Raw genomic sequence first — 15,899 nt, 5'->3', positions numbered from 1 at the left:
ATTGAAGTCTAAAAAGTATAAGTAACACCGACACCAGGTCCAGTAATTTCCATATCATAAATAAAACCATCACCTTTATAATCAACTTTCTGATAACGGTAGAAGTATTTTATTTGCCAGTTTTCAGAGACTTGATGATTAATCGCAATATGCGCCATATAAGCTTCGTCAACATCCCCTAACCCGCCAACCTCTAAACGAGTATTAAAACTAAAGTTATCACTGAATTGCCAAGCCGTATGAACGCCAACAAATCCATCTGTCCAGCTATCACCCATGGTAATTTCACTTGGTAATACACCGCCAGGTGCATCAATGCTAATATCAGTATCTAGGTCCATATACCGTACCCCGGCATAGCCATACATTTGAAACCTATCTTGTTCAACGAACTGGTAGCCACCAGCCACGTCTAACACGGTACCACTTATTTCCAAGTCAATTTCTGCACTACTGCTACCCGTAGGGCCAGTGAAAGACTTTGTCGCCTGATCAGAGACTTCAAGGTAAGTAAACTCAGTAAATAGCAGCCATCTATCTTTTTTAGCTGCAAAATTCAGCATGGTACCTAAATCAGTACTGTCGATTAGATCTTGAAAATTTATATCGATATCTGTAGGTGGAGGATTAATATCACCATTAGGACCTAAGCCATAAGCGCCGGCAGATCCCTCATTCGCTGCAGCCCATACATACGGCGTTGCTTCAAATTGCCATTCATCGGCTTTAGCAGAACTACTTAATGCTACATTTGTTAGTGCAAGTACTGCCAACATTGAACTAGTTATTGTTTTCACTTCTTTCATATCAGGAGCTTCTTATAAATCATCAATTGCCGCTATTTTAATTAGGAGCAGATCCTCTTTGCTAATGATTTTAAAGCAAGATTATTATTACCAACGGTAATAATTGCGGTTAACTAAACCCACTTAATCAAACAGTCACAGTAAGCATATGATTTTTTTGCAGTAATTTTTATTTATTAACCGTGAAAATTGGCAATAATAAATTATTGTTCTAGCCTTAATTTAATAGTTTATATAAAGCAGGGATAATAGTATGAAATATAACAAAGTAATTAAGCTTACTACCTTAATAGGTTTGCTCCTCAATGGGAGCATGGCATTGGCATCAGATACAAAGTCTGCAGTTCCTGAAGAGGATGTAATGAAATTTTCACCTCGTGCGAATAATACCCAGCCAAACAACGTTTACTGGGGCGATTCTCACTTGCATACAGGATTGTCACTTGATGCTGGTTTATTTGGTAATACTGTAACTATTGATGATGCCTATCGCTTAGCGCGTGGTGAGCAAATTAATTCTGCCAAGGGCATTCCATTAAAACTCGCCAGGCCACTGGATTGGTTAATTGTTACTGATCATACTGATTTAATGGGCATTGCCACGGATATTCAAAATGGTGCAGAAAACATTGTTGCAATTCCAAAAGGCAAAGAATGGCATGAGGGTTTTAAAAAAGGCGGTAAAGCCGCCGGTGAAGCAGCATTTGACTTGATTCAAAATTTTTCTCAAATGACCATACCTGAGCAAATGGTTAAAGATTATAGTCCGGGTTCTGAAGTATTCGGTAATATATGGAAAACCATTGTTGATGCATCCGAGCAACATAATGAACCAGGATTATTTACCGCGTTTATTGGGTTTGAGTGGACATCTGTGCCAAAAGGATTCAATTTACATCGTAATGTTATTATTCGTGATAATGCCGATATAGCATTAAAAGTGCAACCACCAACAACACAACCACCAACCGGTAGTACTGACCCACTTGATTTATATAAATGGTTAGAGGAATACGAAAGCAAGCATGGCGGTCGAGCGTTTGCGTTTTCTCATAATGGTAACTTATCTAATGGTTGGATGTTTCCCACAGATAAAACCTATGCTGGCGGCACGGTTGACGAGGAATACGTAAAACTAAGAGCTAAATGGGAACCACATTATGAAATTACCCAAATTAAAGGCGATGGCGAAGCGCACCCTTATTTATCACCAGATGATGAGTTTTCTGACTATGAAAATTGGGATGTTGGTAATTTAGATATTAGTCAGTTGAAAAAACCTGAGATGCTTAAGGGCGAATATGCTCGTGAAGCATTAAAGCAGGGTTTAGCATTAGAGAAAAAACTAGGCTACAACCCGTATAAGTTTGGTTTTGGTGGCGCAACAGACAGCCATACTTCCCTTGCAACAGCAGATGAGGATAATTTCTTTGGTAAATCAACCAGTGTTGAGCCGTCTAAAGATAGGATATCGCATCCGTTTATCGCGTCTGACTTAGGTCGAATAGAAGGTTATATGCTGGTTGCCTCAGGCTACACCGGCGTATGGGCGCACGAGAATACCCGAGCAGCACTATTTGATGCCATTGAGCGTAAAGAAACTTACGGTACCACTGGTCCGCGCATGACGGTACGGTTTTTCGGTGGTTGGGATTATAACCAAGAAGATTTACAAGCCAGCGATCCTGCAAAAATTGGTTATGCCAAAGGCGTACCTATGGGTGGCGACTTAGTTAAACAAAAATCAGACAAGGCGCCATCGTTTATGCTTTATGCGATGCGAGATCCTAAAAGTGCTTACCTTGATCGAATTCAGATCGTCAAAGGTTGGATGGATGCAAAAGGCGAACTGCATGAAAAAGTATACGACGTTGCCGTATCTGATGGCCGTAAAATTGATAGCTCAGGTCGGGCTAAACAGCCTGTTGGTAACACAGTAGATCTTGAAACTGCAACTTGGAGTAACAGCATCGGTGACAGCCAATTATCAAGCGTATGGGTTGACCCTGATTTTGATAAAAATGAGTCGGCATTTTATTATGCCAGAGTGATCGAAATACCAACCCCGCGGTGGGTGGTATACGATAAAGTAAGAATGGGTGCTGAAATTCCAAAAGAGGCTGAACTAGTTGGCCAGGAGCGCGCCTACAGCTCACCTATTTGGTATTCGCCTAAATAATGGTATACCAATTTAGCAAGTTATTGCTACTTGTGTTGGTTAAAATACTCCAAGACGGCGTTGCTCTCAATCCCAATAGCCAGCTATTGGTCAATCGAGAGCCTTGCCCTGATGTATTTTTCCTGCGCACAACAAGATCACAAACTTAATGAAACGGGTATAAAAGCCTTGCAGATTAATAATCAGCAAGGTTTTTCTTGAAACAACAGCACTTGTTCTGTTAAATAATTAATTACCCTGTTATCTTCAAATAATAATAAATCTAATAATTTCAATATGCTAAAAAAAATCATCACTGAACCGCTTATTCACTTTCTGTTTATCGCCATAGTATTTTTTATTATTTTTGATCGTTTAAATAGTAATACAACGACTGAAAATATCATCAAAGTCAGCGAAGCAAGAATTGAACAAATCAGGCAAAGCTTTTTAACTCGTTGGAACAGAGAGCCTCAACCAAAAGAACTTGAAAATGCTGCTCAACACTTTGCCATAAATGAGATGTACTTGCGTGAAGCTCGTGCACTGAGTCTAGATATTGGTGATAAAGTTATTGATAGACGCCTTCGCCAAAAAATGGACTTTTTAATTGAAGATTTAGTTACAACCAAAGAGCCTACTACGGAAGAATTACAGTCCTACTATCAACAAAATATAGCGAACTATCGAACCATACCTACTTATAGTTTGCAGCAAGTACACATATCAATTGATAGAACACCTGAACAACTAAAGAAAAAACTAGATCAACAACTTAAATTGATTAACCAAGGGCTTTCACCACAAAGTGAAATTACATTACTACCCGCGCAAATTAATCAAAAATATTCCGTGCAAATAGACCGATTATTTGGTGATGGCTTCAGCGAAAAACTTAACGATTACCCATTATCTAAATGGTCTGGACCTATTATTTCTACTGTAGGGCAGCACTTTGTATTTATTGAACAAAAACAACTTGCTACAGATAAACCCTTTGAATCTGTTAAACAAAGTGTTTTAAAAGACTGGCAATATCAAAACTTGCAAGAAGCAAAAGCCAGCTTTGAACAAAAACTTATGCAAAGATATACCATTGAGCGTGCAAGCGAAAAGGAATCCGAATGAAACGAGTTCTTTTATCTTTGTTGATATTAATTTCGTTTAATATCTTTGCTGATGACATGCGCCCTGCGTCAGTTAATATCAACATAATCAACGATACTGAATTTGATCTGGTTTGGAAAATTCCAATTCGAAATGGCGTTCGAGAAGTGTTAGCTGTGACTTTCCCCGACGATACAAAATTATTAGCGCCGAAAAGAACTCACATTATCAACAATGCCTATATTGAATACGCTAGTTTTCAAAGGCAATCAGGAGTTGTTGGCTTAGAGCTACGCATTGATGGCATAGAGCGATCTACTGGTGATGTATTATTAAGAGTGAGCGATAGCCAGCAACAAACCATTACAACCATACTTAATATTGAAAAGCCTAATTTTGTAATCAATACTTTAGTTGCAACAACCGCATTTAAAACCGCTTTAACGTACATTGAATTAGGCATCGAACATATACTGATTGGTTTAGATCATTTATTGTTTGTTGCTTGTCTGGTTTACATTTCAGGTACACGAAAAAAATTACTGTATACCATTACCGGATTTACTGTGGCTCATTCAGCTACATTATTTCTTTCAGCTACCGGCCTGTTTGTGATCCCTATTCAGCCAGTTGAAGCTGTAATAGCGTTGAGCATTGTATTTTTAGCTTGGGAGATCGCAAAAAATAGAACACAAAGCTTAAGTCTACGCTTCCCAGTACTTGTTTCATCGAGTTTTGGCTTGCTACATGGTTTTGGTTTTGCCGCTGTGCTTAGTGAAATTGGCTTGCCTGTCGCAGAAAAATCATTGGCATTACTTAGCTTTAATATTGGCGTTGAAGTTGGTCAAATACTGTTCGTTTTTGCGCTGTTTATCGGATTCAAGTTGGTATCAATAATTTATCAATCATTGACGGTAGAGCAACTGAGATTACCGGTGAGTTATGCATGTGGCAGTATAGCAACAATCTGGATGATTGAGAGATTGGCCGTATTTTAGAAGCCCGTTTTATGATTTATTAGAGGCTTAGCAGTTATATACAGTTATCAAGCTGTCAACAGTGGTAAATCTGTTAACTTGATGTATCCTTTAAGAAAAGAAATTTACAAATTGAATAAACAGGGATTTTCAATGATTAAAATGTCTAAAGCCATGTTAACGGCTATTGCTCTTTCGACTCCTTTTACCGCTTATGCTGAAGATTGGAAATTTGAATTTACACCATATATTTGGGCTGCGGCCAATGAAGGGAAATCGGGAGCTTACGGAGATTTAAATGGTGTACCTTTCGAGTCTATATCACCTATAGACATAAGTTTTTCTGATCTTGCTGAAGAGCTAGACTTTGGCACTATGTTTAATTTTTCAGCAAAGAAAAACAATTGGTTTATGTACAGTGAGGTCACAGTACTTAGCATTGAAAATGCAGAAGTTGCTGTACCACCTCCAGCAGACGCGTCATCAGCCTCGATTAAAACTGATATTAGCGGTGAAATTATCGATATAGCCGCTGGTTATAGATTAATGGAACGCAGCAATTTTGATCTTTATGGTTATATAGGTGCTCGTTACTTTAATTTAGACGTAACACTTAAGACAAAACGCACTAAACTCAATAATGAAGTGGTCAAACGAAATATTAATACTGGTGATGATTTTATTGACCCCTTTGTTGGCGTACATGCAAAATGGAAAATAAATAACACGTTTGCCTTGCAAGGTCGATTAGAAGTGGGCGGCTTTGCTGACCAACCTAGCGAGAATACGTTAGTTTCTGTCACACTTGATCATAATTTAAGTGATAACTGGTCACTAAAATACTTTTACCGAATGATGAATATTGATTATAAAGACAATGGTTTTGTTTACGATATGGAAGTTACCGGCCCAGGTATTGGCGCTACGTACAAATTCTAATTTAATTCATAGTTGAGCCAACTTTATAATATCCATGTTAAGTTTGCATTCCTTCTTCCATGAAGTAAAAAAAGGCTGGCTAATTTAATTAGCCAGCCTTTTTTCATGGGGAGGTTTTCTATTAATAATCTTGTTATTAGTTTAAATTTTTCCGATCACACCTTTACCGATGATTTCTTTCATGATTTCAGACGTTCCGCCATAAATGCGTTGTACACGTGCATCTACGTAAAAACGTGAAATTGGATATTCTTTCATATAGCCGTAACCACCAAACATTTGCAGCGCCATATCAATCACTTTACCTTCCATTTCACAAGCCGAATACTTGGCCATACTGGCTTTTTCAGTGCTTAGTTTTTTGTCAATTAACAACTCTTTATAATGCTCCATCATTATGCGATGCAATTCTGTTTGTGTTGCCATTTCAGCAATTTTTTGACGGATATCTTGCAGTTTAGCTAAAGGTGCACCAAATGCTTGGCGCTCTTTTATATACTCAAGAGCAAGCTCAAGTGCGCCTTCGGCGTGAGCAGTACCAATACAAGCACAAGCCAAACGCTCACGCGGTAATTCATGCATTAAGCCTAAGAAACCTCGATCTAGTTCACCAAGTAAATCATCTTGAGTAAGCTCTATGTTATCAAAAAACAATTCTGAAGTATCTGCTGCGGCTTGGCCCATTTTGTCAAGGTTCTGACCACGTTCAAAGCCAGTTTTATCGCCATCAACTAAAAATAAAGATGTTCCTTTTGAACCTGGTACAGTTAAATTAGTTTTCGCAGCAACAATATATAAAGATGCATTTTGACCATTAGTTATAAAGGTTTTTGAGCCACTTAAGCTCCAACCTGTTGCAGTTTTTGTTGCTGTGGTTTTCATCGCCTGTAAATCACTACCAACACCAGGCTCGGTCATACAGATAGCACCAATGCATTCACCAGAAATCATACCCGATAAATATTTTTGTTTTTGTGCTTGTGTGCCTAGGTTTAGTACATAGTGCGCGGCAATATCTGAATGAACAATTAAGTTACATGCTAATGAGAAATAACCAGCTTTGGCAATTTCTTCAACAACCAGCATGTTAAAATCAACACTCACACCAAAGCCGCCATCTTCTTCAGGGATATCACAACAAAGTAAACCTTCTTCACCCATTTTTAGGTAAAACTCTTTTGGAATTTGTTTTGCTTCTTCCCAAGCTTCATAGTTGGGTGCAACTTCGTTTTCAATAAAACGAATAACGGTTTCTCGGAATATGTTTAACTCTTCTTGTAATTCACTTCTCATATTGATCTCTTGGTAATTGATACTAATGCTATTACACCAATGTAATAGCATTATAAAAATTAATACACACCCGAACGGGTGAAAGAAAGGATAAAACCAGAACTATTGATTGGTTAATAAATAGCTTTTATTTAAGTGCTACTTTGGAAACAACAAGTATAAGTTTAGATTCAACGATAAGCCTTCGGGATCGGCTGCTGTTGATTCCACCCAATATTTAAAGCCGCCACCAACTAGAATTGGTTGGTCGCCAACCATAAAGAATTGCGATGCTGTTAATGTTACCGGGATTGACCATTCATCATTATTCCAGTTGTAATTGGTTTCAGAGGTGAGCTCTATCGTCATTGCCCCTTCAGTGGTGTAATCAAAGAATGGTTGAATAAAAGTATTACTATAGGTGCCGCCTACATGCCCTTCTACCGAATATACTTGGTTGGCTAAAAATCCGTAAGTTATAGAGCCATCAACTTTTAAGGCGATAAATGATCCTCCAAGACCATGTTCTTCATAACCAAGGTAGTCATCGGTGGCACTATCAAGTTGAATATAAGGACCGTAACCTGTGATCCAACCATTGTCTGTTGGTTTTGTAGGTGAAAAAAACAAACTTTCAGAGATATCACCAATACCACTTTGCGAGCCAGCTCCAGGAAAAATATCGTCCTGCTGGATAAATGGCACAATAGTACGGGTGATTAAATTCCAATCTTCAGTTAATTCAAACGGGATAATCGGTTGCACGAATATTGTGCTGCGCGTGCCATCATCATCAGGTCCAATATTTTCATTGTATTCAAATTGTACGGGTACCATGATCATTGTGGTTAAAGGATTAGCAATTTCTTGAGCAAGATCCTTATCGCCTTTTGCAACATTTTCTTCCGCCATTACTGCACTGCAAAAAACAAAACCCATTCCTATAGCTAGTTTTGAAGTAACGTTCATCATAAATTCCCTGTAACATGAAAAGAGATTAATATTATTAAAATTTTTAATTACTTTAAAAGTAGTAGAAAGCTATTGAAAAATCTAGAAAAGATCGCACTTATTTAATCGAACATAAACGGGTGACGAATAGCTTGGCACATCAATGGATGAAACAAAAAATTATTAAGCAGTTCCTATAATTAGGTTTGCTAAAAGAAATATAGAAATAGTCTGTTACTGACTTGTTTCTAATACCTCCGAATTTTATCAAAAACATTTACGATCTTGGAATTTACTTCTATGCTATAGCCAGCAAAAATACTGTCAAAATATTAAAATTGCTGTGTACCATCTAGTATTCATATTCGGTGCACAAAAAAATGTCTGCTTAGTAAAAGCAGACATTTAAATTGAAAGTCACGATTTTATTTATGAAGAGCTATTAGTTAATCTTTTTAAAATTACCTAATTCCCAAGAGCCATCAAACCAAGACTTAAGAGGTGAATAATTACGAAACAAAATATTAAAAGACTTACCTTTCACAGTTTGTACCCAGTTGTCCGTATGCTTGGGTTTTATAGCACTAAATATAATTGTTACTGATCCATCTTTATTTATTTCAAGCCCTTCTTTTAAGCTGTTTATACCTATCTTTTTACTATCGGTTTCTAAGCCTGAACGAGTTTGTCCGGAGTAAGGCATGAATGACCAAAAAGCACCAGAGAATTCACCTGCTGGAACGGTAATCTCATAAACATGGTCACCTGTTAATGCATCGCCATTTTCATCACGTGCTGTGTGGATATAATCGGAGCCCTTGCCAAGCATATCAATATCACCTGCAGCGGTTTTAACAATACCACCTTTGTTTACCATTGCAGGTGTAATACCTGTTGCAATGTAATGGAAACGAGTACGATCATCTTGTATAACAGTGCCATTCACTTTAAAGTCATGATTTTTATGGCCAAACGGGAAGTCCCATAAATTATCTCCACCCCATTTATAGATGCCTTGATCTGTAGGAAAAAAAGCTAATGTTCTAGCCTGCGCATTCGCTATTGCCGCAGACTCAGCTAATAGCTCTTTTTCACGATTAGTTGGGCTGAACTCTTTACCTTTTACAATGCCAATTGATGCCAATGTCCCCGTTAAGTCATCTCCTAATGCGCCAACATCTTCACGCTGCACCAGACGATTCATTTCTTCATAGAACTCGTAATTATTAGCATGAATCGTATTCATATCTTTACCAGACAAGTTGGTAAAAGTTTCTTTATTTTTACCTTCTGACACTGTGTAAATATTAGTTTTTTTCATGTTGGCGATAACTTGCTCAGGTGTCATGCCTTTAATCGATAAACCTCGAATAAGGAACCAATTCGTTTTTGTTTTAGCGTAACGGATAAAGTGATCACCTTTTGGCAGCTTACCCTTCCAACCTTTGGGTACAATAAGATAGGTTGCACCTTTACCTTGTTCTTCGCCAAGTGCGCCTACATCAGTAACATATTGCATATACGCATCATCAATAAAGCCAAGCACACCGGCAGGAACTTCGATAAATGTGGGCTCTTCTACAAGTAACGGCGAAAAGGCGTAATATGAAGTAGTGTTAGGTGTCAACCAAAGCTGGCGAGCATCTAAGTTATTTTCTGTGATCCCAATGGCGTTGGTTTTAACCCCTGCATTTTGAAGCCCTTCAAAAATAGCTTCTGTAGATGCAGCAGGAATACCGTTCAAAAAAGCCGTTTTAGCACGTGTCATAAATAAATCTTCACGAGCTTTTATCTGAGTTTCTTTATCAGGAATACCGTCAGTAAAAGTTAATTTACCTAACGTTTGTGTTTCAACAATGTCAGGCGTCGTAATTTGTTTAGGAACTTTTGCTTCATATTCAGCAGCTGCCACTACGCTAGAGATACCTAAACCTAATACAACAGCAGATAACAATCTTAACTTTTTCATAAAATAATCCTATGGGTTAATAAATTGGTAAGTTAATTAATTTAATAGTCGATTAAATCAATAAAATCAATAAATAAGCAACTAATTATAAATACATCAAATGTTATTTATCTTCAATTGTTATCAGTTTACCTGCTTGAAAGTAGTATTCCAATGGCTCAGATTAATACTAGATATATCAATTTAGATATATCACTTTTATTTTGTTATATTTACTAATAGCTAAAATAAAAGTGCGAAAGAGTTATATGAATATTAACCACGATGATTTGAATTTGCTAAAAGTCTTATCAATGCTGCTACAAGAAAAAAACACTAAGCTTGCCGCAGAAAAGCTCAATGCTAGCCAACCTGCTATCAGCCGATCACTGGCAAAAATAAGAAACTTGTTTGATGACCCATTATTTATAAGACATAGCCGCGGACTCAGTTTAACTCCGCGTGGTGAAAAGTTAGCTAATTCTTTACCGCAAGCTCTCACTAATTTGCAATTAGTGCTTGAGGATGAATTATTTAACCCTGCGAGTTTAAAAGGAAAATTTATAATAGCGATGAACGGTTTTCTTATTGAAACTCATGGCCATAAAATTTTTGAACAAATTAATAAACACAGTCCAGCGCTAGAAATTGAGATTCACAACTATAATTCCCTATCTAGCAGTCAACTCATTAATGGAGATATTGATTTGGCCATTAATTATTATCCGCTAGATGTTAGCAAGAGTATTTATCAGAAACAGATTGCAGTAAGTCAGTTCTCCGCTTTATCAAGATATGGAAATTTTAAGCGAGATGAGAAAGTCAGCTTAAAACAAATAGTAGAAAATAAAACTGTCGGCTTAATTGCTCCTGAATTTAACTCTTTGTCAATGCGAGTATTACTTGAAAGTAAGTGGGCTAAGCAGCCTTTATTAAGAAGTCAAAATATCAATCCTTTATTAGAAGTCATAAAGAACTCCAATGCAGTCATGCTTGTACCAAACGAAATTTTTTATAAACTCGACCCTACTCTTTTTCAACTTAATACAGTAAAAGATCCTAAGCATTTATTAGAAGTTAAAGTCGGCATTTATTATGGTCATCAATATTGGCAGTCATCTAAGTATCAATGGCTGGAGAACTTAATAACTCATAATCTTTGTTAATGTTAAAATAAGGAGTTTAAAATTTTGATGTCTTATTTTTGTCACTAATAGTTAATTTATTGCGCTGAAAGTGGCTTGTTATGTAGTTGCTGGATTATTACATCTATCGATTTTGAGTGTTCGCCAGCTATCTCTAATTCAGCAAAATCTACAATAGATTGTTCATGAATAACCATAGACTCAGCAAGTTGCAGATATTTTTGAGGAGCTATAGAGGCAATAGCTTTGTATTGTTCTACAGCGGGTTTTACTGCGTCAATTATGATGTTCATAACTTCTAGCCAACTCTTACCTTTCATAGCTTCGGCCATTTGCATACCAATCTCCCTAAACTCTTTCTGCTCTCTAAAATCAAGGCCTAAGTGCATCATAATAGGACGTAAACGAGCTTTAGTTTCAGTTTCTAATTGCATTAAAACGAAAATCTTGAACTGAGCATCACTTTCTTCAAATAGATACAGCATTTGATCAAATAGAACTTCACCTAGAATTTCACCTTGATAAAGAGAGACCAACCCTTGCTTAAATTTTTCTTCATCCATTAGGTATCTCTCTTACGATTAATGTAAATAGCCCCGGTTATACCGGGGCTATTAAAGTTTAAAGAAAATTATTTAACAAGTTCAATATTATTCAGTTCGAAACTACCATCGCGTAAGCCTTTGGTTGGCCCGTAGAAACGAAACAATAAGAAGAAACGTTTATCATTAGTCGGCAACCAATTAGCTTCTTTTCCTTTTGGCGCTTTCGGACCAAAATAAACGGTGGTGCTACCATCTTTGTTCTTTTTCATATCCATATTAGAATCGACACTGCTTTTAGGCATATCTCTTAAATATGAAGCACTTTCTAGATCGTAAACAGTAATTGCCCAAAAATCTTTAGCTGGCACATTGGGTGGCACAACTAACTTGTAATTTTTAGTACCATCTAACCATTCGTTATCTGCTGTTTCAGCAATATCTAAATAGAATGTTGCCGAACCAAAGTTTTTCACACTAGAAATGATAGCGTAATAAGTAGCCCCACGTGCGTTGTAGTCGAAATGAGTTGGGTACTCATAGGTAAAGTCAGTTTCAACAACTCCAGGAGGAACAATCGTACTCCATTTCTTATCAGGGTACATCCAGCTGTTTATACCTTGTCTATGATACTGATCAATTAAGAATTCTAGGGCATCAGGCCCCGCTTCATCATAAACCGATTGCATTTTTGCGTCAGGATTAAACGCTTGTCCTTTGCGAATACCAATATTATTTAATAAGCCATACATCGCTAAATTTTGCTCTTCAACGATTTCTTCTTGCAAGATTTCATTTAAATCATTGTAAATTGTTCCATCTAAAATGGGTGTTGCTTCTAAAATTTTGCCATAGATGTCAACATAGTTATTTTTAGGTGGTTTGCTTGCTTCTGCTAAAGGATAAATCTTAATTTGTTTAGCAAAGTCTGCCGCTTTTTTTAAGTTTTCAGCGGTTGGACCACCTTGCATAATAGGTCTTAAAATGGCAAAGCCATTATTAGTGCGTTGCTCGTATGAATAAGACATGCTCAGTAATGGGCCATCGTACCCTTTTGGTAATAAAATATATTTACCACCATTACCTTTGTCGCGACCTGCCGCACCAACATCATCAATAGGGCGTTGCCATGCATCCATTAACGTGCCAAAAATACCAACACCATCAGCTGAAGGTGGTATTTCAACAACCATAGGGCCATTTTCAACATTCCAAAAAAAACTCACATAAGGCGTGGTATTGTTCGGCGTAGCCGTTTGGTATTTCCAATCTTGAACTTTGCTGTTGTAAGCAATATCGTTCATTTTCACACCTAATGCCACATGACCATCGCGATATTCTTTATAGTTAAGTAATGGCATTGCCCAAACGACAGACTCAACGGCTCTACTAAGCATCATTCGTTCGCTAATGGGCTGCTCTTTCGCCATACTATTGGTACTACCAATAACGAATATAGAAATTGCTAGTATAATGTTAATTAAAGGGTTTACTGGCTTACTCATAGATTTACCTTCTTTATTTTTTATTACCGTATTGTATTCATACATTTAGCTTAGATTGGGATATAAAATAATGCCAACTAAACTTGTAAAATAATGAAAATTAAGTTTGTCTTTTTAGCATGTAAGGAAGCATCATCCGAAAGGGTGATAACTGTAAAAGGTTGTAAATAAAGATAAACATTGTGGAAACGGCCTAATGATAATAGGCCGTCTGGAGGATTCAATTAATTTTTTTTGTAAAAATTACAATAGATATCAACACCTTAGATTAAATTGCCACTTCTGCAACACCTGCCAAGGTTTGAGTACCATCGGCTTTAGTTGCAAATATCTCAACTTTGGCTCTTGATTCGTCATTAACATTAATAATATCGACAACTTCACCGGTACAAATGATCACATCTTGCAATTGGGTGATGGCTAGAAATCGATTACTGAATTTGCGCAATTTTGCCTGCGATTGCCAATTAGTAAGCATGCGCCCCAAGTAGGCCATAGACAGCATGCCATGGGCAAATACATCGTCCATACCCGCCGCTTTGGCAAAATCGCTATCAATATGTATGGGATTATGATCACCACTTGCTCCGGCAAATAATGCCAATGTACAGCGTGAAATTGCAGGTAATGTTAATGATGGTAATTTATCGCCAACGTTTATATTAGTCATATTAGTGATCCTTAGGCATTGCGGTAAACTAGAGTACAAGTTGCTTTGGCAACTAACTTGGCGTTTTGATTGGAATAACTCGATTCAAGTTCAACAAACTCTAACGCCCCGCCCTTTTTAGAAAACATATTTACAATGACACAATTCACTTCAATACAATCGCCGGCATAAATCGTATCAAAATATTCAAAATCCTGTGAACCATGTAAAAGCTTACCAATATCCATATTCAACACCCTAAGTACGGGGAGTAATTCAGGACCATCGAGCTCAATGGTAAATGGAAACGTTGGCGGTGCTGGTATGGTTTTATAACCCGCCTCGATTGCTGCGCTTTCATCGCTATAAATTGGATTAGTTTCGCCTATAGCTTTAGCGAACATTTTCAAGCGACCTTTTTCAACATCAATTTTGAAGGTTGGAAATTTGTGGCCTATTTTACTCTGATCTAACATTTAAACGCCTATCAACTTAAATTAAACCCAAGCCAGTCGTACCAAAACCATTAATTATCTGCTCATTTTTACTGGTTAAAAACAGACAATGAATAGGCTTGTGTTAAACACCGACTAGGGGGATATTATACCAATTAGAATAATGGTCAGTTTATTGCTCACATGCCCCAAATTGGTATTGCCAAGTAACTAAGTTAACTCCTCTTAGTGAAGAATTAACTTAATCAAAGTGAAATGAGCCTATACCTTGCGGTACATGCTTACAACGGCAGCACCACCTAAACCAAGGTTATGTTGTAAAGCAACGCGTGCGCCTTCTACTTGGCGTTTACCAGCCGTACCACGGAGGTGCCAGGTTAGCTCGGTACATTGCGCTAAGCCGGTAGCTCCAATTGGGTGGCCCTTACTCATTAAACCGCCAGATGGATTAACCACAATCTTGCCGCCATAAGTATTATCATTATCACAAATAAACTGTTCCGCGCCGCCTTCGCCACACAACCCTAACCCTTCATAGGTAATAACTTCATTCGGAGTGAAACAGTCATGCAGCTCTACTAATTGTGCATCTTCTGGCCCCATTCCTGCTTGTTCATATACTTCTCTAGCAGCTTTTGCGGTCATTTCACTGCCAATAAGTTTCATCGGATCTGTCCAGCTCTCAGCAATATCTGTCGCGATAGATTGGCCGACAATTTCAACGTTGGCATTACTCAAACCATGCTTTTTCGCAAATGCAGGGCTACAAACAATAACAGCTGCCGCACCACAGGTAGGAGGACATGCCATAAAGCGGGTTAAATATGGTGGAAATATCACCGGCGAGTCCATCACTTCGTCAAGAGTTAACTCGTTAGCAAACAATGAATATGGATTATTTACCGCATGGCTTCTGGTTTTCACCGACACTTTACCGAAAATATTCGGATTGGCGTTGTATTTTTCTATATACGCAGTGCCGGCCTGACCGAACATTCTCAAGGCTAGGGGCCCGTCTGGCGCTGTCGATATTTCAGAAAGCTTATTTAACATAGGATCGAATGGCGACTCTCTATCATCCCAATGCGAGCCTAGTGCGCCTTTTTGCATTTCTTCAAAGCCAAAAGCCAAGGCACACTCGGCGGCGCCAAATTCAACAGCTTGGCGAGCCAGATACAAGGCAGTAGAGCCTGACGAACAGTTATTATTAACGTTAACAACAGGAATTCCGGTCATGCCTACTTCGTAAAGTGCATGTTGACCACAAGTACTGTCACCATAAATATAACTGGCATAAGCTTGTTGAATAAGGTTGTAATCTATACCGGCATCAGTAAGTGCCAATTTAATCGCTTTCGCTGCCATTACTCGGTATGGTTCATTTTGTCCTGGTTTAGAAAATTTCACCATTCCTACACCAGCAATACGTGCATGTGTCATATTTA

14 protein-coding genes are annotated in these 15,899 nt (G+C 37.8%); 5 read left to right on the top strand and 9 right to left on the bottom strand.

The annotated features are described in order from the left end of the window. Positions 1–8 precede the first annotated feature (8 nt). Entirely contained in the window at positions 9–806 is a 798-nt protein-coding gene (locus RGQ13_RS07575; protein WP_348392949.1) for a hypothetical protein, read from the bottom strand. A gap of 253 nt (positions 807–1,059) precedes the next feature. Here RGQ13_RS07575 and RGQ13_RS07570 point away from each other — a divergent pair, with 253 nt between their 5' ends. The 4 genes from RGQ13_RS07570 to RGQ13_RS07555 all read left to right on the top strand — a co-directional run bounded on the left by RGQ13_RS07570 (position 1,060) and on the right by RGQ13_RS07555 (position 5,987). Next, complete coding sequence (locus tag RGQ13_RS07570) at positions 1,060–2,985, top strand: DUF3604 domain-containing protein (RefSeq protein ID WP_348392948.1); 1,926 nt, start codon at positions 1,060–1,062, stop codon at positions 2,983–2,985. A 276-nt stretch (positions 2,986–3,261) separates the two neighbouring features. Next, the gene (locus RGQ13_RS07565) at positions 3,262–4,092 is read left to right on the top strand and encodes a peptidylprolyl isomerase (RefSeq protein ID WP_348392947.1); all 831 of its coding nucleotides are present in this window, start codon (positions 3,262–3,264) and stop codon (positions 4,090–4,092) included. Then, a complete protein-coding gene (locus RGQ13_RS07560; RefSeq protein WP_348392946.1) occupies positions 4,089–5,069 on the top strand; it encodes a HupE/UreJ family protein in 981 nt (326 codons plus the stop codon). The genes RGQ13_RS07565 and RGQ13_RS07560 overlap by 4 nt, the downstream gene beginning before the upstream one ends. Before the next feature lie 132 nt (positions 5,070–5,201). Next, a complete protein-coding gene (locus tag RGQ13_RS07555) occupies positions 5,202–5,987 on the top strand; it encodes a hypothetical protein (RefSeq protein ID WP_348392945.1) in 786 nt (261 codons plus the stop codon). Positions 5,988–6,128: 141 nt separating this feature from the next. On the opposite strand, the gene RGQ13_RS07550 is transcribed toward RGQ13_RS07555, so the two are convergent. From RGQ13_RS07550 to RGQ13_RS07540, 3 genes are all read right to left on the bottom strand, one after another. Then, the gene (locus tag RGQ13_RS07550; RefSeq protein WP_348392944.1) at positions 6,129–7,280 is read right to left on the bottom strand and encodes an acyl-CoA dehydrogenase family protein; all 1,152 of its coding nucleotides are present in this window, start codon (positions 7,278–7,280) and stop codon (positions 6,129–6,131) included. Positions 7,281–7,418: 138 nt separating this feature from the next. Further along, positions 7,419–8,231, bottom strand: a complete 813-nt coding sequence (locus RGQ13_RS07545) for a transporter (protein WP_348392943.1) — start codon at positions 8,229–8,231, stop codon at positions 7,419–7,421. 421 nt (positions 8,232–8,652) lie between these two features. Beyond that, a complete protein-coding gene (locus tag RGQ13_RS07540) occupies positions 8,653–10,179 on the bottom strand; it encodes a DUF1214 domain-containing protein (protein WP_348392942.1) in 1,527 nt (508 codons plus the stop codon). A gap of 248 nt (positions 10,180–10,427) precedes the next feature. Here RGQ13_RS07540 and RGQ13_RS07535 point away from each other — a divergent pair, with 248 nt between their 5' ends. Continuing rightward, positions 10,428–11,324, top strand: coding sequence for a LysR family transcriptional regulator (locus tag RGQ13_RS07535; protein ID WP_348392941.1), 897 nt, complete (start codon positions 10,428–10,430; stop codon positions 11,322–11,324). A gap of 56 nt (positions 11,325–11,380) precedes the next feature. Here RGQ13_RS07535 and RGQ13_RS07530 read toward each other — a convergent pair whose 3' ends face one another. The 5 genes from RGQ13_RS07530 to RGQ13_RS07510 form a co-directional block, all read right to left on the bottom strand. Next, positions 11,381–11,866: a hypothetical protein gene (locus RGQ13_RS07530; protein WP_348392940.1), complete on the bottom strand. Its 486-nt coding sequence runs from the start codon at positions 11,864–11,866 to the stop codon at positions 11,381–11,383. 68 nt (positions 11,867–11,934) lie between these two features. Further along, complete coding sequence (locus tag RGQ13_RS07525; protein WP_348392939.1) at positions 11,935–13,350, bottom strand: DUF1254 domain-containing protein; 1,416 nt, start codon at positions 13,348–13,350, stop codon at positions 11,935–11,937. A gap of 268 nt (positions 13,351–13,618) precedes the next feature. Further along, positions 13,619–14,020 carry a MaoC family dehydratase gene (locus tag RGQ13_RS07520; RefSeq protein ID WP_348392938.1) on the bottom strand — a complete coding sequence of 134 codons (402 nt, stop codon included), beginning with the start codon at positions 14,018–14,020 and terminating at the stop codon, positions 13,619–13,621. A gap of 11 nt (positions 14,021–14,031) precedes the next feature. Then, a complete protein-coding gene (locus tag RGQ13_RS07515) occupies positions 14,032–14,475 on the bottom strand; it encodes a MaoC family dehydratase N-terminal domain-containing protein (RefSeq protein WP_348392937.1) in 444 nt (147 codons plus the stop codon). Between the two features lie 240 nt (positions 14,476–14,715). Then, a complete protein-coding gene (locus RGQ13_RS07510; protein ID WP_348392936.1) occupies positions 14,716–15,894 on the bottom strand; it encodes a lipid-transfer protein in 1,179 nt (392 codons plus the stop codon). Positions 15,895–15,899: the final 5 nt, after the last annotated feature.

The organism is Thalassotalea psychrophila (genome assembly GCF_031583595.1).
GTDB classification, from domain to species: Bacteria; Pseudomonadota; Gammaproteobacteria; order Enterobacterales; family Alteromonadaceae; genus Thalassotalea_A; species Thalassotalea_A psychrophila.
Note: the sequence above shows the minus strand (reverse complement) of the source record. Positions and strands in the feature narration are given on the sequence as shown.